The organism is Mucilaginibacter sp. dw_454 (assembly GCF_018449775.1).
GTDB lineage: Bacteria > Bacteroidota > Bacteroidia > Sphingobacteriales > Sphingobacteriaceae > Mucilaginibacter.
On sequence record NZ_JAAVVB010000003.1, the window covers coordinates 361,145 to 379,804 of the forward strand.

15 protein-coding genes and 1 tRNA gene are annotated in these 18,660 nt (G+C 44.3%); 6 read left to right on the forward strand and 10 right to left on the reverse strand.

Translation table 11 applies throughout. From position 1 onward, the window contains the following. The first annotated feature begins 75 nt into the window (after positions 1-75). Positions 76-2,550: a PIG-L family deacetylase gene (locus tag HB679_RS12015; protein ID WP_214072226.1), complete on the forward strand. Its 2,475-nt coding sequence runs from the start codon at positions 76-78 to the stop codon at positions 2,548-2,550. A gap of 89 nt (positions 2,551-2,639) precedes the next feature. Here HB679_RS12015 and HB679_RS12020 read toward each other — a convergent pair whose 3' ends face one another. The 4 genes from HB679_RS12020 to HB679_RS12035 form a co-directional block, all read right to left on the reverse strand. Continuing rightward, positions 2,640-3,356, reverse strand: coding sequence for a hypothetical protein (locus HB679_RS12020; protein ID WP_214072227.1), 717 nt, complete (start codon positions 3,354-3,356; stop codon positions 2,640-2,642). A 31-nt stretch (positions 3,357-3,387) separates the two neighbouring features. Next, positions 3,388-4,155 carry a DUF4097 family beta strand repeat-containing protein gene (locus tag HB679_RS12025; RefSeq protein WP_214072228.1) on the reverse strand — a complete coding sequence of 256 codons (768 nt, stop codon included), beginning with the start codon at positions 4,153-4,155 and terminating at the stop codon, positions 3,388-3,390. Between the two features lie 92 nt (positions 4,156-4,247). Beyond that, the gene (locus tag HB679_RS12030; protein WP_214072229.1) at positions 4,248-5,039 is read right to left on the reverse strand and encodes a HEAT repeat domain-containing protein; all 792 of its coding nucleotides are present in this window, start codon (positions 5,037-5,039) and stop codon (positions 4,248-4,250) included. Continuing rightward, on the reverse strand, positions 5,032-5,577 hold the full coding sequence (locus tag HB679_RS12035) for an RNA polymerase sigma factor (protein WP_214072230.1): 546 nt from the start codon (positions 5,575-5,577) through the stop codon (positions 5,032-5,034). Before HB679_RS12035 ends, HB679_RS12030 begins: the two co-directional genes overlap by 8 nt. Positions 5,578-5,910: 333 nt before the next feature. Between HB679_RS12035 and HB679_RS12040 the strand changes: the two genes are divergently transcribed. Beyond that, positions 5,911-6,102 (forward strand): hypothetical protein, encoded by a 192-nt coding sequence (locus HB679_RS12040; protein WP_214072231.1) that lies wholly within the window; start codon positions 5,911-5,913, stop codon positions 6,100-6,102. Positions 6,103-6,210: 108 nt separating this feature from the next. After that, entirely contained in the window at positions 6,211-7,908 is a 1,698-nt protein-coding gene (locus tag HB679_RS12045) for a sodium:solute symporter (protein ID WP_214072232.1), read from the forward strand. 254 nt (positions 7,909-8,162) lie between these two features. Here HB679_RS12045 and HB679_RS12050 read toward each other — a convergent pair whose 3' ends face one another. Continuing rightward, positions 8,163-8,651 (reverse strand): hypothetical protein, encoded by a 489-nt coding sequence (locus HB679_RS12050; RefSeq protein WP_214072233.1) that lies wholly within the window; start codon positions 8,649-8,651, stop codon positions 8,163-8,165. A gap of 5 nt (positions 8,652-8,656) precedes the next feature. Next, positions 8,657-9,241 (reverse strand): sigma-70 family RNA polymerase sigma factor, encoded by a 585-nt coding sequence (locus HB679_RS12055; protein WP_255547593.1) that lies wholly within the window; start codon positions 9,239-9,241, stop codon positions 8,657-8,659. 303 nt (positions 9,242-9,544) lie between these two features. Between HB679_RS12055 and HB679_RS12060 the strand changes: the two genes are divergently transcribed. Beyond that, positions 9,545-9,907 (forward strand): DUF6249 domain-containing protein, encoded by a 363-nt coding sequence (locus HB679_RS12060; RefSeq protein ID WP_214072234.1) that lies wholly within the window; start codon positions 9,545-9,547, stop codon positions 9,905-9,907. Positions 9,908-9,960: 53 nt separating this feature from the next. Here HB679_RS12060 and HB679_RS12065 read toward each other — a convergent pair whose 3' ends face one another. Together HB679_RS12065 and HB679_RS12070 are read right to left on the reverse strand one after the other, a co-directional pair. Further along, entirely contained in the window at positions 9,961-10,470 is a 510-nt protein-coding gene (locus tag HB679_RS12065; RefSeq protein WP_214072235.1) for a DinB family protein, read from the reverse strand. Between the two features lies 1 nt (position 10,471). Next, the gene (locus tag HB679_RS12070) at positions 10,472-11,683 is read right to left on the reverse strand and encodes a HAMP domain-containing sensor histidine kinase (RefSeq protein ID WP_214072499.1); all 1,212 of its coding nucleotides are present in this window, start codon (positions 11,681-11,683) and stop codon (positions 10,472-10,474) included. A gap of 209 nt (positions 11,684-11,892) precedes the next feature. Between HB679_RS12070 and gltX the strand changes: the two genes are divergently transcribed. Then, positions 11,893-13,395, forward strand: a complete 1,503-nt coding sequence (gltX, locus tag HB679_RS12075) for a glutamate--tRNA ligase (RefSeq protein WP_214072236.1) — start codon at positions 11,893-11,895, stop codon at positions 13,393-13,395. An 869-nt stretch (positions 13,396-14,264) separates the two neighbouring features. Here gltX and HB679_RS12080 read toward each other — a convergent pair. Continuing rightward, entirely contained in the window at positions 14,265-14,741 is a 477-nt protein-coding gene (locus tag HB679_RS12080; RefSeq protein WP_214072237.1) for an Lrp/AsnC ligand binding domain-containing protein, read from the reverse strand. 164 nt (positions 14,742-14,905) lie between these two features. Between HB679_RS12080 and HB679_RS12085 the strand changes: the two genes are divergently transcribed. Further along, positions 14,906-15,017: transfer RNA gene (locus HB679_RS12085), tRNA-Asp, on the forward strand. Positions 15,018-16,427: 1,410 nt separating this feature from the next. On the opposite strand, the gene dcp is transcribed toward HB679_RS12085, so the two are convergent. Next, entirely contained in the window at positions 16,428-18,563 is a 2,136-nt protein-coding gene (gene dcp / locus HB679_RS12090; protein WP_214072238.1) for a peptidyl-dipeptidase Dcp, read from the reverse strand. Between the last annotated feature and the right edge of the window lie 97 nt (positions 18,564-18,660).

Sequence of the window (18,660 nt, forward strand, 5' to 3'; positions counted from 1 at the left end):
AATCCTCACCAAAAAATTACGATTGTATAACCTAAACCTATATTTTGTACTATCAATCTTTTAATATCTTTGGCTATGAACCGTTTCATTCTATTTGCCGCCATTTTATTGACAACCGGCCACGCTTTTTCGCAAACCGCCCCGCCGGCCGACCTGGTAACTATTCAACAGAGCTTAAATAAATTAAATGTACTGGGCAGTGTGCTTTACGTGGCCGCGCACCCCGACGATGAAAATACCCGCCTGCTGGCTTACCTGGCGCAAGAAAAGCATTACCGCACCGGTTACTTGTCGCTTACCCGCGGCGATGGTGGCCAAAACCTGATAGGCAATGAGCAAGGCGAGGTGTTAGGTTTAATACGCACCCAAGAACTATTAGCGGCCCGCAGAGTTGATGGCGCTGAGCAGTTTTTTAGTCGCGCCAATGATTTCGGCTTTTCAAAAGGACCGGGCGAGACTTTAAAGATCTGGGATCATGAAAAAGTATTGGGCGATGCCGTGTGGGTGATCCGTAAGTTCAGGCCGGATGTGATTATCTGCCGTTTCCCAACTACAGGCGAGGGCGGCCATGGGCATCATACTTCATCGGCCATTATAGCGCAGGAAGCATTTGCTGCTGCGGCCGACCCGAAACGTTTCCCCGAGCAATTAAAATATGTACAAACCTGGCAAGCGAAACGACTGTTGTGGAATACCTTCAGTTTCGGTACCGTGAATACCACGGCCAACAACCAGTTTAAAATTGACGTAGGCGTTTATAACCCGATTTTAGGTAAAGGTTACGGCGAGATGGCTGCCGACAGCCGATCGAACCATAAAACACAGGGCTTTGGTACACCTAAGGTACGCGGAGCCGGTTTAGAGTATTTTAAAACGATCCTGGGCGATGCACCTAAAGACAGCCTGCTGTCGGGCGTTAACACCACCTGGACCCGTGTTGCGGGCGGCGAGTCAATAGCCGAGCAGATCAACTTCATCAAAAAGAATTTCGACAGCCAAAACCCGCAAAATTCGGTTCCGGCCTTAATTGATGTATTGAACCGGGTTGCTGCGATTAAAGATACCTACTGGCGCGATCAAAAATCAAAAGAATTAAGGGACCTGATTACTGGTTGTGCGGGATTATGGTTTGAATCGTACGCCATGGAGCCGGTTTATGCGGTTGGCGATAGCATCGGCATTGTTTCTCAGATCTATACGCCTTATAAACTGGCTATCCCTGGCTTCGAGATCAGGTCGACCCCAAAATACTCCAACATTTATGAGGATAGGTTAGGCTCGGCCTTTAAGCCCGGTGTATTGTTGCGTGATACATTGACCGGCGCAGGCAAAATAGCAGCTAAGTTGTCGCAGCCTTATTGGCTGGCCGCTCCGCATAATTTAGGCACCTATACCTTGCCTAACGATACGCTGGCGGGTAATCCGGAAAATACTGATTACCCGCGTACCTGGTTCTCTTTTGCCATGGGCGGTAAAAAGGTGACCTATGAGCGTAAACTGATGTATAAATATGTTGACCCTGCCAAAGGCGAGATCTATGCACCAGTGGTAGTTGCCCCGCCGGTTACAACTAATATCCTGAGTAAAGATTACATTTTTAGCTCGGCGCAGCCGCAAACCGTACAGGTAAAACTGCAAAGCTTTACCAAAGCCAGCGGCAGCATTAGCCTGAAAGCGCCGTCGGGCTGGAAGATCAGTCCTGAAAGCATAGACTTTACTAATAAAGCCAAAGGAGCCGAGTGGGTAGAGACATTTACCATAACGCCAACCGGCAGCAACCCGCGTACAGATATTTTAAAAGCAGTGGTTACAACACACGGTAAAGAATGGTCTATGGGTATACAGCGAATCAATTATGATCACATCCCGGCCATTACTTTGTTCCCACCGGCCGAAGCGAAGCTGATCAACATCGACCTAAAAACTGCGGGCAAAAAGATTGGCTACCTGGCCGGTGCCGGCGATTTGGTGCCTGAAGCGCTAACGCAAGTGGGGTATGAGGTGCACCAATTAACAGAGAACGATATCATGAATACCGATCTGTCAATTTACGATGCGATAGTTGTTGGTGTGCGTGCTTATAATATTAACCCACGTTTGGTAGTTGAGCAGCCAAAGCTGCTGCAATACATTAATAATGGTGGCAATATGGTAGTACAATATAATGTATACGCGCCGCTGGTGCTGAATCAGGTTGGCCCGTATCCGTTTAAAATAACCAATGATAGGGTGACTGATGAGAATGCCAAAGTTACTTTCTTGGAGCCGCAAAACCCGGTGCTAAACTACCCAAACAAAATTACAGATGCCGATTTTGACGGCTGGATCCAGGAGCGCGGATTGTACTTTACCAGTAGCGTTGACAATCACTATTCAAAAATACTGAGCATGGGCGATCCGGGAGAAGGGCAAAACCCAGGCTCATTGATCGTAGCCGATTATGGCAAGGGCCGCTTTGTTTATACCTCGCTTGATTTCTTCCGCGAATTGCCTGCGGGTGTGCCTGGGGCGTATAGATTGTTTGTGAATTTATTGAGTAAGCCGCAGTAAATGTGCAGATATGCAGATGTGCGAATGTGCAGATGATTATAAATAAGAAATGCCGATTAATCGGCATTTCTTATTATATGTAAATCTTGTTATGGTTTCCTCAAATAGATCTTTCCATAATCCGAACTAAGTACGCAGGCAGATTTATTATTTCCCGCATCCGCAGTAATAGAATTAAAGAAGTCACGTTTTTCGTGTGCGGTAATCTTCATGTCCAGGTTTGACAATATTTCGCCAAAACGCGTTGTTGCCTTCAAGGTGCCCGTATGAGCAGTATTGATAGTAGCATCAACACCGCCATAAGTATCATCTACTGTAATAGGGGCGTTAAAGTTGGCTATCTCTACCATACCATAAGTGGCTTTAATATTGGTTGCGCAACCTGCGGGTACCTTAATTTCAACAACCGCGTCAATATTGGCGCCTTCGTTAGACTGTGTTACGCCAGGTAGCTTCTGAGCATCCTTGTATTCTTGTTTAGTTTTATAAAACGTTTTTACACCATTACGTGTAATTGAATATTGGCGCGGTATTTTATCGAAATTGGTATGGTTGCTAATGGTTACAACACCATTTAACTCCTGTTCTTCCAGGCTGAAGTAATCATTTTTTTCGGCATCATTTAAATCAATTTTAGCAACAACAGATATCTCGTTTTTATCCCAGGTACTTATTTTTACGGTCGGATAATCGAACTTAAAATTAATTGGCTCGCCGGCTTTAACCGGGTAAGAGCGGGTGATGGTACTTTGTGCCTGCGCGCCAAAAGCCAGGGCGCAGCAAATGCATACGAAAAGATTTTTCATGTCAATTTTTTTTAAGGATGTCTGTTTTTGATTATTTGCCGGTACGCAGGTAGATCTTTCCGTACTCAGAGGTGAGCTTAAAATCTGTGCCACCGCCATTGATCTTTCCGTTAACCAGCTTACCATAGCTAATCATATTATCGGCTTTGTTTTTCTCAATCACTATTTTCAAATCTGCCGATGCCAAAATCTCGCCGAATGAAGTGCTCAATTTAACATCTGCTTTAGTTTCTGTAGGCACAGTTACGTCTACAGCGCCATAAGTCGAAGCAATTGAAACAGGGCCTTTGATAATGCCGTTAAATTTAGCTTTAACTTCACCATACAGTGCTCTAACGGTCATCGGGCCGGTTACGTTGTCAAGCACTACCTCATTATAATCAGCAGACACTTCAATCTCATTCGTCATATTTTTGAATTCGATTTTACCAGCATCTGCAACCACATGGCATGCCGAAGAAACGATTATATTTTTGGGAACCATTATTTTAAGGCCGGCCGAATTACCTACCGGGTGTACCTCGAGGTTGTTGCCGTTTTCCGTAACGCTGATACCAAGTCCGGTATTGTCTGTATAACCGTCGCCGCTTATGGCGCGCAGGCCTTTAGCGCGCGGGTCTTTTTCTTTTTCTTTTAAGGCTGATTTAAAAACAACTTCGTTGCCATCGTAACCTTCAACAGTAACTTCGGCCACGTCGAGCGTAATTTTGCCGCCAGATTTGGCAACTTTATATTCCTGGGCGCTGGCCAAGCCAAACATCGAAAGCCCAAGTAGTGTAGTAATGATATATTTTTTCATTTTCTTTTTAAATTAATTTGTTGGTGATTTAACTATTTGCATTCGCTTAGCTTTCCGTCATGCATGAACCGATGGGCTTAGCGTTCGCTTTTTTATGATGATTGCAATTGATTGATGCCCGAGTAGGCACAATCTCTTACAGGTTTTTGTGTATTTTGATCGTTTACTAATTGTTCCAATTGTTCTAATATGCCTGATGTTCTCATCCTGATCAATAAATTGATCATAGCTATTTGCACCACAGGGTCATGCTGCTGATTTAGCGCGTTGGTTAACTGTTTTCTTACATAAGTCTCCTGGTAAAATTTGGCTAAGCCATCCAATGCGGCTAACCTTACATTACTGTTAGGATCATTATTCAGCGTTTTTACCAGCGCATCAATTACATAATTATCCTTTTGGCCAATTTTTTCGGTAGATACTGCGGCCAAACGGCTGGCCGGCGATTCCATATTATTCAGGCTGGCATACATTACATGCTGTTGATTAACCGGGTGATGTTCTTTTAATTTAGCGACAAATACCTGTTTGCGTACATTCAAGTCATTGTCTACCGAGTCGATACTTTTTTGAGCCGGTTTGTTTGCGGCTATTACTTTAGTAGCTGTATCGGGTTGCATAATAGGTGGTTGTAACTTAACAACAGCAACACTATTTTCCGGTTGATGACGCAAGGTTAAAAAAGCAACCGCACCTACAATTACCAGCGCACAAGCCGCCGCGGCCCAGCGTAACACCCGGAACGGAATAACTATGCCCGCAGGCTTTTCCTTCTGCTCGGGCTGCATTTCTTCGAGGATCCGGCCCAGCACAAAGGGGGGCGGCGTTTTGTCGTCAAACCCATCGCGGTTTTTTGCTATAAACTTTTCTAAATCATCATTCATGATAACTGCCTTGTTTAAGGGTTTGTAATATTCTATGTTTTGCCCGGTGGTATTGGGTCCTTACAGTTCCGTTTTCCAAACCAAGCAGCTCCGCAATTTGTGTATGCGGTATTTCTTCAATAGCATACAGGTTAAAAATTGTGCGGTAACCTTCCGGCAAGGCATCAATAGCTGCATTTACGGCATCCATATTATAAGCGAATGCATCTTCATCTATCAGATCCTCGTCTTCCCGATCGGGCATCCATTCTGTCTCCAGTTCCACAAACCGCAGCTTTCTTTTTCTCACCAGGTCTATAGATTTATTGATGGCTATCCGTTTAACCCATGACCTGAAACCACTACTCTCTTTTAAACTGGCTATGCTCTTAAATGCAGCCACAAAACTATCCTGCAAAATATCTTCAGCCTCGCCGGTATGATTCACCAATCTCAATATCGAACTATAAACCGTTTTAGCGTGCAGGTTGTACAGGCCGGTATAAGCCGCCGGGTCACCTTGTTTGCACCTGGTTATAAGTTCTTCTTGTTTAATCATTCGTAAAAGCCGATCAGCTTAATATTATTGTTTAATTACTATCCTATCGTAAACAGTTGAATAATGTTACAGTAATTTGAGAAGTTTTTTTATTTTTTTGAGGATTATAGTTGGTGAAACTGAAAAAAGGGTGTCAGTATAATAAAATAAGCCTGTCATCTCGACGAGGAACGAGGAGAGATCTATACACGTGCAATCTAAGCATGTGTATAGATCTCTCCCTACGGTCGAGATGACATCAAAGGAAATTTCAATATCCTATCCTTTTTTACTATCAAACTATTGCTACACATCATATAATAAATTACTTTTGCAGCACTACATAATAAGATCATGAGCAAACATCACCCACAAACAGATAAAAGTTTAGATTACATTTATTACCTGGTAGGTACATTAAGCGGCGCTTTTGTAGGCGTTGTTATTGATGTAGCTTTCAAATATGTTATCATAGGTGCTATTTTAGGATTTTTAACTGCGGCCTTCTTCGTCAATGTATTGGCTAAAAGCAGTGAAGAAGCCTGATCCTGAACTTCCTTCATTTATACGCAACTGGAACCAGTTTTACGGCATTGTAGCCGGGTGGCTGGTTTTTTTAATTATAATTTTCTGGCTCATTACCCTTTATCTTAAATGAGCTTAACCGACTGGATCGTTCTTGGTACTACCATATTGCTCATCATTAGCTATGGGCTCTGGAAAAGCGGTACCAATAAAAACATCGACCAGTTTTTGATGGGCAACCGCTCTTTATCCTGGTATCATATTGGTTTTTCGGTTATGGCTACGCAGGCCAGCGCCATTACTTTCCTTTCTGCACCCGGACAGGCTTATAGCGATGGGATGCGCTTTGTGCAGTTTTACTTCGGTTTGCCGCTGGCGATGATTGTTTTGTGTATCACTTTTGTGCCGATATTTCATCGCCTTAAAGTATATACTGCGTACGAGTTTTTAGAGCAGCGCTTTGACCTGAAGACCCGCGCGCTTACCTCCGGATTATTCCTGATCCAACGCGGGCTGTCAACCGGTATAGCTATTTATGCACCGGCTATTATCTTATCTATTATCCTGAATATTAATACCACCTACACCACTATATTTATTGGGGGATTGGTGACATTTTACACCGTGCTGGGAGGCACCAAAGCGGTATCATATACCCAATTGCTGCAAATGAGTATCATCTTTGTGGGTATGTTTGCTGCCGGGGCATTGGTGGTAGTATTGCTGCCGCACCACATCGGTTTTGCACATGCCCTAAAGCTGGCGGGTAAAATGGGCAAAATGAACGTCATCGACTGGAAATTTGACCCCTCAAGCAGGTACAACATCTGGAGCGGTATCATTGGCGGGTTTTTCCTGCAGTTATCTTACTTCGGCACAGACCAGAGCCAGGTTGGGCGATATTTAACCGGCAGCTCGGTAGGGCAGAGCCGCATGGGCCTCATCATGAATGGCCTGATCAAAATACCGATGCAATTTTGTATCCTGCTGATAGGGATCCTGGTATTTGCATTCTACCAGTTTAACAAGCCGCCTATGTTCTTTAACCAATACGAGGTTAAGCAGGTCAAACAAAGCCAGTATGCCGGGAAATACAACGTGCTCGAGGGAAAATATGCCATGGCCTTTGAGCAGCGAAAAACTAAGGCTAATGAGTTGATGGCCGCGATTGATAGTCATGATCAAACGCAAATAGATAAGGCCCAGGCCAGCCTGAAACAAGCCGACGCTGCCACCACCGACATCCGCAGGCAAAGCATCGGCCTGATGAAAAAGAATAACCGGCAGGCCGATACCGATGATACTAATTATGTATTCCTGAATTTTGTTACACATTATTTGCCACGAGGGCTGATAGGTTTACTCATAGCCATTGTTTTCCTGGCGTCTATGGGCTCAACGGCCAGTGCTTTGAACTCTTTAGCGTCGACTTCGGTAGTTGATATTTATAAACGCACCATCAACCCCGGCGCGTCCGATAAAAATTATTTACTGGCATCCCGGCTGGCAACTGTTTTTTGGGGAATGGTCTGCATTGCCATGGCGCTTTACGCAGGCAAAATGGGGAATTTGTTAGAAGCCGTGAATCAATTAGGGTCATACATCTACGGCACTATTCTCGGCGTATTTGTAGTGGCTTTTTATGTAAAAAGGGTAGGTGGCAGCGCAGTATTTATCGCGGCGTTATTGTCTGAAATTATAATCTGCATCATGGGCTATTATGGCGTGGTAGCTTATTTATGGCTAAACGCCATAGGTTGTTTCCTGGTGATCTTCTTGAGTTTATTGCTCAATCCAATAATGCACGAAAAGGCTAAAATCGCTTAAACGAACCAACCAGGATAGCTCAAAAGTATCAGAAAAAATAAATGCCCCTTCGAACTTGCTTCTTGGGGGCATTCAACCTAAACCTTATCACAATTAAACTGGCAAGATTGCCAGCTTGTCATTATTAACGCAATTACTATACCAATAGTACCCGTTTTACTGATACTTTTTTAAAAAAGTGCTTTTATACTGAAGGCGGGTTGTGCATAGCTTAACTAATCGTCCTTTTTAGAAAGCAAATTGTACAATTTAGCTTACGCTTGTTTATGCAATAGGCGTTTTCGCATAAATCCGTCTGCTAAAAACAACAACAGTACGGTATCAAAAAATAGAAATACTTTTAAAGTGCTGCCACTTAGCAAAGCCTTAAAGTTGGGCAGTGGTGTAGTATTTGATACCGCATGACTACCTGCCGACCAATGAATACTGCCCAAAGCCATACCCAGCATTACGGTTAAACTAATAATAAAAAATCCGCCGATAGCCCACATCAGGCCTTTATTTACCCGGGTTTTGAGCGGCTTTTGAGTAGCGTACTCCGTACGGATGGCCTCCATCACGTTATATGTAAAAGCCATATGTGGCTCGTCAAGCTCAACGCCCGCAGCCATTTCCTGGTTAAAGGTTAATAGCTCCTGGTATTTTTGGCGATAGCGCTCGTCGCCGGCAATTAGTTGCTCAATTGCAGTCTGCTCTTTAGCGGTGAGATTGCCGTCAATGTAGTCCCAAAGTTTTTCTTCCATGTTACTCATATCAGTTCTTTAACTTCGTGTTTTAAATTACGCTCCAGTTTTTCTTTCAATCGCTGGCGCGCCCTAAATAATTTCACTTTTACACTGTTGGCTTCTATGCCTAAGGTTTGCGCTATTTCTTCGAGAGATTGCTCGCCTTTGTAAAACAGGGTTATAATCGTCGCGTCATCGGCAGATAATTGCTCAATAGCCTGGTTAAGGTAAAACGACCTTGACTTGTTCTCGGCATTATTAACGTCATAGCCCGACGGCGTGTTTTCAATTTGTATGTGTGTATCCTCGTCATCTATCGACGCGGTATCTATTCTCTTTTTGCGCAGCGACGTCATGGCTGTGGTATATACTATAGTATATAGCCAGGTGCTAAATTTCGACTCCTTTTTAAATGAATCTAACGAGCGGTAAGCTTTGATAAAACAATCCTGCGCTACTTCTTCTGCATCCTCACGGCTTTTAGTGAAGCGCATAGCCAGTGTAAACACAAAACGCTGGTGCCGTTTAACCAGGTCGGCATAAGCCGATTGGTTGCCCGCCATTGTTTTGGTGATCAGTTCTATATCTGAAAGCTTGCTCTGCATCATTTACATATACTCTGACTACACAAATTGGGGTTAGGTTACATGTTTTTATAAATATCGCTAATTTCAGATATATTTAACTTTTGATATCCGATTTTAAAAATCTGTCATTGCGAGCGTAGCGTGGCAATCGCAAGGGGAAAAGCCGGAACGCGTGCGATTGCCACGCTACGCTCGCAATGACAGATTTATTTGTTAAAAAAATTTAAATTGCCTGTAACCTGATTTAAAAAGAGGTAGTCATAGCTTGCAAATACACCAACGAGGGTGTGTCAGTAAATGATTAACTTTTAAAAAAGACATAAAATGGATCAAGAACAATTAGCCGTAATGATACCGATGGTGGTTTGCACCGGGATGTTTGCCATGATATTTGGTATAGTTTATTTGCGCAACCGCGAACGCATGGCCATGATAGAACGTGGCATGGACCCACGTACGGCAACGGACGTAAAGAAAATGAATCATAACGCAATACTCACCTGGGGATTGCTGCTGGTAGGCGCAGGATTAGGATTGTTTTTGGCTTTTTTAGCAGACTGCATTATCAAGCCTGATAGCGATACCGCGCCTGCATTATTCTTTTCACTGATAGCTATGTTTGGCGGCGCAGGCTTATATCTTGCTTACTACATCCAACGCAAGCACGACCGTAAAGAAGTTGAATAAGGCTGATTGAAAAGCTATAGAAAAGGCCGGCGATTATTCAACGGCCTTTCGCTTTATACTCCGTAGCGTTCTTTTAAAATATTGAGGTGATGTACCTCATGCCCGGCCAATATGTATACTATGGTATTAACCTGTATGGGGCTGCCGTTTGCGATTCCCTTGTTTTCTATCTGTTCCGGCGTCAGTGCGCGTATCATATAAAGATTTGCTTCGCGGACGGTTTTAAATTCGGCTGACAGGTCTTGAATAGATCTGTCGTTGGCGTTTGATAGCTCAACATAAACGTTTTCATCAAAGCCAGGCAGTTCTTGCTGCCCGCGCGAAAAGGCCAGTATGCGGTAGGCAAAGGTGCGTTCGGCATCAATTAAATGTCCCACAACCTGTTTAATGGTCCACTTGCCGGGGCCATAAGCATGGTTAGCCTGTTCATCTGTCAGGCTGTTAAATAATTGATAAGTTGATGTTTTTAAGCCTTCTAGTTTTTCCAGGATATTTTCCTGGTCAACCAGCTTAATATAGGTGCTGTAAAAACTTTCGTAAGCTGTGCGTTCGGGCTTGTGCATGTTATCTGATATTTTTTAGATTGATCCTAAAGGTTGTGCCTTTACCCAATTCAGAGTCGCGCACAAAAATATGTCCGTCGTGGTAGTTTTCTACAATACGTTTGGTTAACGACAGGCCCAGCCCCCAGCCGCGCTTACGCGTGGTGTATCCCGGTTGAAAAACCGTGGCAAATTTGGAGCGGGGGATGCCCTTGCCGGTATCGGTTATATCGATATGGACAAGATCCTTAGTTTTATTAGTGCCAATATCAACCTTTATACTGCCCTTGCTGTCAATGGCGTTTACTGCATTTTTAAGCAGATTCTCAATCACCCAGTCAAACAGCGGAATATTTAAACCGGCCACCAGGTCGGGGTCGCCCTTAATTTCAAAGCTAATGTTGTTGCTGGTGCGTATTTTAAAATAATTTACAAAATCCTCCACTACATCAAACACCGAATGATCTTCCAGCTTTGGTTTAGAGCCGATCTTCGAGAAACGGTCGGCCACTATCTCAAGCCGCTTTACATCGTTCTCCATTTCAAGCATAAGCGGGTCGTCCTCGGCGTTAAACTTATCTTTCAATAATTCAATCCAGGCCATCAGCGATGAGATCGGCGTACCCAATTGATGCGCCGTCTCTTTGGCTAACCCCACCCAAACCTGGTTCTGCTCAGACTTGCGCGACGAGTTAAATGTAGTGTAGGCCAGCGTTAAAAATACCGCAATAACCGAAAGCTGAATGTATGGGAATAATTTTAATTGACTTAAAAGCGCCGAGTCTTTATAATAAACCAGGTTATCGCCATGCCCCAATCCCGGCAGATTGATAATGATAGGCTCATGCTGAGATTTCATGACCTCCAGCTCACCCTTAAAGTATTGCGGATCATACTTGGGCATTTTAGCGTCCGACTGCATTTCCGGAGGGATCTCGATATAGGTTTTGGTGGTATCTAAGCCTCTAACGGTTTTGATGTCGCCTTTTTCGTCGGTAACAATGGCGGGTACAGCCAAACTATCTCTTACCGTCAACACATAAGGCAAAAAGTCATTATCGTCAGACGTTAAACTTTGCCTGATACTTAACGCCCACAGTTGCGCACGGGTACGCTCGGCGCGGGCTATATTCCTAACCAAATATTGCGTGTAAAACAAAGACCCGGAGGCAATAATTACTGCAAAAGCAAGCAATATGTATTTCCAGAATCGTTTATTTTGATAGGTGTTCATCATCTAAGCTTCAAATAACGTAATTTTTGAGCTTAAAGCATAAAGCATAAAGCGAAAAACGGTTTTTAAGCCGAAAGCGAAAAGCATAAAGCGAAAAGCTAAATGGTGCAAGCTTTCAGCTTTGGTCTTTTAGCTTTCAGCTTTAAATGACAAAGCTTTAACCTTTCGGCTTTTAGCTTTCGGCTTCATAATTCTATCTTTGCCGCACAATGTCAGATAAAAGAGTTAGAGTAAGATTTGCGCCAAGCCCAACCGGTGGCTTGCATTTAGGCGGTGTGCGTACCGCATTGTTCAATTACCTGTTCGCCAAAAAACATAATGGCGATTTTATATTAAGGATAGAAGACACCGACCAAACCCGTTTTGTTGAAGGTGCCGAACAATATATTATTGACTGCCTGAACTGGTGCGGCATTACGCCCGATGAAAGCCCGGTTACTCCCGGCCAGTATGCGCCATATCGCCAAAGCGAACGCAAAAGCCTTTATCGCCAATATGCCGAGCAGTTGGTAATGCAGGGCCATGCTTACTACGCTTTTGACACTGCCGAGGAACTGGACAAAAATCGCAAAGAGATCCCTAATTTTCAATATGGGCAGGTTTATCGCGATGGTTTGCGTAACTCTTTGTCGCTGCCACAGCATGAGGTTGATCAATTATTGGCCGATCATACCCCGCATGTTATCCGCATAAAAATTCCGGCCGACCAAAGCGTTAGCTTTACAGACATGATTCGTGGCCGCGTTAGTTTTGAAACTAATACGGTTGATGATAAAGTTTTATTAAAGGCCGATGGTATGCCTACCTACCATTTGGCTGTTGTGGTTGATGATTATTTGATGAAGATCTCGCACGCTTTTCGCGGCGAGGAATGGTTACCATCGGCACCCGTACATTTATTATTGTGGGAATATTTGGGCTGGAAAGCCGATATGCCGCAATGGGCACACTTGCCGTTGATATTAAAACCCGATGGACACGGCAAACTAAGCAAACGCGATGGCGCCCGTTTAGGCTTCCCGGTATTTGCGCTAGATTGGGAAGGCAGTCCCGGCTTTAGTGGAATGGGCTTTTTGCCTGAGGCATTTGTAAATTTTTTGGCGACGCTGGGCTGGAACGACGGGTCAGGCCAGGAGATTTATACGCTTGAAGAGTTAGTTGGCAAGTTTTCTATCGACAGAATAAGCAAAGCAGGGGCGAAGTTTGATTTCGAAAAAGCCAAATGGTTCAATGCCGAGTGGATCAAAAAGACCAAAGCAGAAAGCTTAAAGCTGAAAGTCAAGGAGGTTTTAACCGCTAAGGGCATTGACGTAAAAGACGACACTTACCTGCTAACTATTATCGACTTAATCAAAGACCGCTGTACTTTATTGCCTGATTTTTATCAGCAGGCATCATACTTTTTCCAGATCCCTGCCGAGTACGATCTTAATGCCGTTAAACCCAAATGGACGGATGAGAAAACAACTTTCTTTAACACTTTTATCGATCAGCTAAAAGCCGCTCCAACATTAATTGCTGCCGATACCGAAGCCAACTTCAAAGCCCTGGCCGAAGAAAAAGGCCTTAAAACCGGCGACGTGATGCTGCCTTTCCGCATTATGCTGGTAGGGGGTAAATTTGGTCCGCATGTTTTTGATATTGCTGCTTTGTTGGGTAAAGATGAGACGGTGAATAGGATAGAGCAGGCTTTAGTAGCGTTTACGGCATAAGATTTTCACCACCCCGTCATCGTGAGCGAGGTACGAGCGTGACGATCTCTGAATCGCTTATTAACAAACATAACATTCTGTCATTGCGAGCGATAGCGTGGCAATCGCGAATTTGCTCGGTTAGCTTATCGCTCGTATAGCGCTCAATTGCCGCTAAGGCTGTTACTTTTCCTTGATGAAAAGTAACCAAAAATCAAGTCACACGCAAGGCTTCTCTGCGCTCTTGGCCTTTGCCCTGCAAATCGGGTAAAACCTGGGCAGGGGCCTGTTGCCGCCTATTGTCGCACATGGGCCGGCGCTTCAGGCAACATTCCCGACAGCCCTGCAGCCGCACAAAGCCACCATTGTTTTACCCGCTTTCGCCCGAAGCTCTGCGTCTGACGGTTTGCTGCACACATTATAAAGTTGTCATGCTGAACTTGTTTCAGCATCCCACACGCTAAGAACGATCATTCATTTTTTGAAGATTTATATATTAAGCAGGAAACCGTCAGCAAATCAGCTTCGGGTGAAAGCAAACAGAATATATTGGCCTGTGGGTGGAAAAAGGCATTACAACTTTTTGCTGAAGCGTTGGATAAGTGCGAGCGAAGCAGGGCAAAAAGATTGCGGCCTTGTGATTCTGTTTGATTTGCCGGGCAAAGGCCCAGAGCGCAAAGAAGCCTTTTTGCTGACTTGATTTTTTTGTTCTTTTGTATCAAGACAAAAGAACAAAGCCAACCCGCGGCGATTGAGCGGGCCGATCAATAAAGCATGTATACGCTTAGTTAGAAGCAAGAAAAATAAATCACTACAAGACAAACAACACAACAAAAAAAGCCCGTCGTAAAAACAACGGGCCTCCATTATAATAAGTGTGTAAGTAAGGGTTACTCCAAAGTAATTTGTCTTTTAATGCTTTCCTCTAATGATATAAATGTTTCTGTACGTTGTATGCCTTTTACGCCCTGGATCTGCTCATTCAACACCTCACGCAGGTGCGCGGTATCATGGCAAATAATCTTAGCGAATATACTATAACTTCCTGTAGTATAGTGTAGTTCTACAATTTCTTTTACAGCTTTTAGTTGCTTAACAGCGTCGTTATACTGCGAGCCTTTCTCCAAAAATATCCCCAAAAATGCGGTAATATCATAGCCTAGTTTTTGCGGATCTACCTCTAAACTGGCACCTTTAATTACCCCCATTTCTTCCAACTTTTTCATCCGCACATGGATAGTTCCGCCCGAAACAATCAACTCTTTAGCAATTTCTGTGTAAGGTGTAGTGGCATTTTTCATCAGTATTGATAAAATCTGAATATCAAGATTATCAATTTCTAAATTTTGAGCTTTTCTGTGGGACATAAATTTTAATATCTTTATTCAAATACAAGTATAATTATAATTTGAATAAAAATAAAATATTTTTGTTGAAATATTTGCAAGGAATTGCTAACTCTATTATGTTTGTAACAAGCAAACGGACCTAAAAAGCTTAAATCGTTCTTTAAAACAAATAACAATAACAATGTTGGGTGGTGAAACTTTTGGCAGACACACCTCCTTGTCCCGGTGGTAGAGATCATAGGAAACCCGAAGCGGGCTAACTACTCTGTGGAGGTTCGAATCCTTCCCCAACAGCTATTAAGTTTAAACTGAGAAGCTAAACTTAATGAATAACAAAATCCTGTAGGATGGTGAAATTTTGGCAGACACACCTCCTTGTCCCGGTGGCGGAGATCATGGGAAACTCTTAGCAATAAGAATAACCACTCCGTGGAGGTTCGACCCCTTCTCCTACAGCTCTTCTCATAATTTAGGTTTATAATTGGTTAGTAAAGGCCCCTGCCCATCAGGGGCTTTACTTGTTTTATACCTTTTCTGTTTTGTAAAATCTCTTTAAATTTTAATATCGAATCATGAATGTTGAATGTCCAATTTCGAAGGGCTGTTAACTAACATTACTTCAATATTCGACATTAAAACCCTTACCCCGCCACGTCATCGCGAGCGTAGCGTGGCGATCTCTGCGCGACAGGCGGATAATAATTCAGAGATTGTTATGCTCCAAATGCCATTCCATCCTTTAAATACCAAATCATGAATGTTGAATGTCCAATTTCGAAGGGCTGTAAACTAATATTACTTCATTATTCATCATTCAATATTCGGTGTTTGATATTATTGAACTTATTATCAGCGGGCCTTTCGTTTAAAAGATTTATCTGCGATATAAATGATTTATATGGGCGTTTCCCGCTGGTAGAAGCGGGCCCGCGCTATCCGCTCATACGCCTTCTGGCCTTATGCGCTGGGCCGGTATCCGCTGCTATCGCTAACGCGGTAGGGGCTTCTAAATTGTCATTGCGAGCGTAGCGTGGCAATCGCAAGGTTTGAACGCGTCGCTGTCCGAAGTTTGCAAATCGGACGACTATGCCAGTAGTTTGCAACTACACTATTGCCGGGCGATAGTGAACGGTTTAGTTTATCCGGCGGAGGACTCACCCGGCCGACGCTGCGCTGGGCCACCCTCTCTTCGCCGTTGGCGGAAAGAGGGTTATTGAAAATTGTCATTGCGAGCGTAGCGTGGCAATCGCAAGGTGGAAGGTTTGAACGCGTGCGATTGCCACGTCGTTCCTCCTCGCAATGACAGAAAAAGATAAAGCTTCAAGCGAAATCAGGTAAAACAATGGTGGCGTATGTGCGGCTGCAGGGGCTTTATAGTTTTATTGCATCACTCATCATCCTATATTAAACTTCCCGCTACGTCATCGCGAGCGTAGCGTGGCGATCTCCGGCTGGCTGTTTTAATCGCTCGTTCAGAGATAGTCACGCTCGTACCTCGCTCACTATGACGGGAGGGGAGGTACTAAGAAAATAGAGTTAATTTTATAATGTCAAATGAAACAAAAAAATACTTAAAAGTCATTTTTCTTGTTTCATTCTGTTTTACTAAAAATTCACAAAAATCTAAAATTCAATTAGTTAAGTGAATGAACTGTTTCACTTGTTTCATCTGTTGCACACACACGTGAAACAAAACAGCATAACCTATTTCTTCATCAATCCCCTATGCACCATCATCGGCACCACACTTGGGTCATGTCCTCTAAAATCCTTGAACATCTTAGCCAGATCCTCAGTATTACCTCTGGACAGTACCATATCACGGAAACGTTGCCCGTTGGCACGGGTAATGCCGCCATGCTCCATAAACCAGAAGTAAGCATCGTTCTCTAACATCGAGGTCCACATATAAGCGTAATAGCCCGATGCGTAACCGCTGCCCCAGATATGTTGAAAGTAGCTTGAGCGGTAACGCGGCGGCACCTGTGGCAGGTCGACACCTTTGTTATGTAAGGCGTCGGCTTCAAACTTGTCAACGTCGGTAACCAGTGGCGCGTCGCCGGGTAATGAGTGCCAGGCCAGGTCCAAATAATCGGCAGCCAGCAGTTCGCCGGTGCTGTAGCCCTGGTTAAAGGTGCCTGCTTTCTTGATCTTGTCAACCAGTGTCTGCGGCATCAGTTCCTTAGTCTTGTAATGTATAGCGTAATGCTTAAATACTTTCGGATCAAGCGCCCAATGCTCATTAAACTGCGAAGGGAACTCCACGAAATCGCGTGCGGTAGCGGTACCCGAAATAGTAGGGTATTGCTGACTGGCGAACATGCCATGCAACGCATGCCCAAACTCATGGAACATGGTAGTCACCTCATCAAACGTCAGCAATGCTGGTTGACCGGGAGCGGGGTGCGCAAAGTTGGCTACGTTGTAGATCACCGGTTTGGTACCCATCAGTTTAGACTGACCTACCATGTTGCTCATCCAGGCACCGCCGCGCTTGTTGTCCCGTTTAAAGTAGTCGCAATAGAACAGGGCCAGCAGCGAGCCGTCTTTATCGTACACATCAAATACGCGTACTTCCGGGTGATATACCGGGATGTCCTTGCGCTCCTTGAAGGTTAAGCCATATAATAAGTTAGCGGCATAGAACACGCCGTTGCGTAACACATTATCATACTCTAAGTAGGGTTTAACCTGGCTTTCGTCCAAATCAAAGCGGGCTTTACGTACCTGTTCGGCATAGAAGTCCCAGTCCCAGGGCTGTAACTTAAAGCCACCGCCTTGCTGGTCTATCACCGCTTGTATATCGGCAGCCTCTTCTTTTTCTTTGGCGATGGTTGCAGGCGCCATGTCATCCAAGAACTTGCCTACGGTTTCAGGCGTCTTAGCCATCTGATTCTTCAGTTTCCAGGTAGAGTAGTTCGGGTAGCCCAGCAATTTAGCCTTTAAAGCACGGATTTGCGCTATGCGGGCAATGGTTGCGCGGGTATCATTAGCGTCGCCTTTTTCATTGCGCATGTACGAGGCCTCAAACAACTTCTGGCGGGTAGCCCTGTTGCTCAGCGACTGCAAGAAAGGCTGTTGCGTAGTGTTTTGCAATGCAATGAGCCATTTGCCCGGATGGCCGGCTTTAGTAGCTGCCTGTGCTGCAAACTCCAGTTCGGCATCAGTAAGGCCAGCTAGTTCGGCTTTATCATCAATTAGCAAGCCACCGGCTTTGGTGCCTGCCAGCAACAGGTTATTAAACTTGGTGCGCAGGGTAGCTTCTTCCTGATTATATACTTTCAATGTTTCTTTATCAGCTTCCGAAAGCTGTGCGCCGGCCAGGGTAAAGTTCTGGTAATAGATCTCTGCCAGGCGCTTTGATTCGGTATCTTTCAGTTTACCGCGGTTTTTGTATACGGCTTCAACACGTTTAAACAGGTTGGTGTTTAAGAGCATGGCATCGGTATTGGCAGCCAGTTCCGGTGCGGTTTCGGCTTCTACTTTTTGCAGTTCGGGGTTGGTATTGGCGCCGGTTAGCACGTTAAATACCCGGTTAGCGCGGCCTAGTAATTGTCCACTTTTTTCGAGTGCTATCAGTGTGTTTTCAAGAGTTGGGGCGGCCTTGTTATCGGCTATTTTGTGCACCTCGGCCATTTGCTGGCGGATGCCTTCTTCAATAGCAGGCTTGAAATCGCTGTTTTTAATCCGGTTGAAATCGGGCGCATGCAGGTGCAGTTTACTTTCCTCAAAAAACGGATTGGTAACCGGGGTATTCATGTGATTGTCCATGTTAGTCTGGGCATTAGCTACCGACGTGGCAGCAAATACCAGCAATGGTAAGAGAGATAATTTTTTCATAGTTCTTTTAGCGAGAAATAGATCAGTTGCTCACAAAGTAGCAAATTATAGTTATTTGCTAAAATAAAAATGGCCGCATGAACTAACTTGCCCTGAT

Excerpts from the sequence above, each read along its gene's own strand:
- HB679_RS12070 (WP_214072499.1), bottom strand. The coding sequence starts at position 11,683 with ATGAACACCTATCAAAATAAACGATTCTGGAAATACATATTGCTTGCT.
- HB679_RS12060 (WP_214072234.1), top strand. The coding sequence starts at position 9,545 with ATGGATCAAGAACAATTAGCCGTAATGATACCGATGGTGGTTTGCACC.
- dcp (WP_214072238.1), bottom strand. The coding sequence starts at position 18,563 with ATGAAAAAATTATCTCTCTTACCATTGCTGGTATTTGCTGCCACGTCG.
- HB679_RS12055 (WP_255547593.1), bottom strand. The coding sequence starts at position 9,241 with ATGATGCAGAGCAAGCTTTCAGATATAGAACTGATCACCAAAACAATG.
- gltX (WP_214072236.1), top strand. The coding sequence starts at position 11,893 with ATGTCAGATAAAAGAGTTAGAGTAAGATTTGCGCCAAGCCCAACCGGT.
- HB679_RS12040 (WP_214072231.1), top strand. The coding sequence starts at position 5,911 with ATGAGCAAACATCACCCACAAACAGATAAAAGTTTAGATTACATTTAT.
- HB679_RS12020 (WP_214072227.1), bottom strand. The coding sequence starts at position 3,356 with ATGAAAAATCTTTTCGTATGCATTTGCTGCGCCCTGGCTTTTGGCGCG.
- HB679_RS12025 (WP_214072228.1), bottom strand. The coding sequence starts at position 4,155 with ATGAAAAAATATATCATTACTACACTACTTGGGCTTTCGATGTTTGGC.
- HB679_RS12035 (WP_214072230.1), bottom strand. The coding sequence starts at position 5,577 with ATGATTAAACAAGAAGAACTTATAACCAGGTGCAAACAAGGTGACCCG.
- HB679_RS12080 (WP_214072237.1), bottom strand. The coding sequence starts at position 14,741 with ATGTCCCACAGAAAAGCTCAAAATTTAGAAATTGATAATCTTGATATT.
- HB679_RS12015 (WP_214072226.1), top strand. The coding sequence starts at position 76 with ATGAACCGTTTCATTCTATTTGCCGCCATTTTATTGACAACCGGCCAC.
- HB679_RS12045 (WP_214072232.1), top strand. The coding sequence starts at position 6,211 with ATGAGCTTAACCGACTGGATCGTTCTTGGTACTACCATATTGCTCATC.
- HB679_RS12065 (WP_214072235.1), bottom strand. The coding sequence starts at position 10,470 with ATGCACAAGCCCGAACGCACAGCTTACGAAAGTTTTTACAGCACCTAT.
- HB679_RS12050 (WP_214072233.1), bottom strand. The coding sequence starts at position 8,651 with ATGGAAGAAAAACTTTGGGACTACATTGACGGCAATCTCACCGCTAAA.
- HB679_RS12030 (WP_214072229.1), bottom strand. The coding sequence starts at position 5,039 with ATGAATGATGATTTAGAAAAGTTTATAGCAAAAAACCGCGATGGGTTT.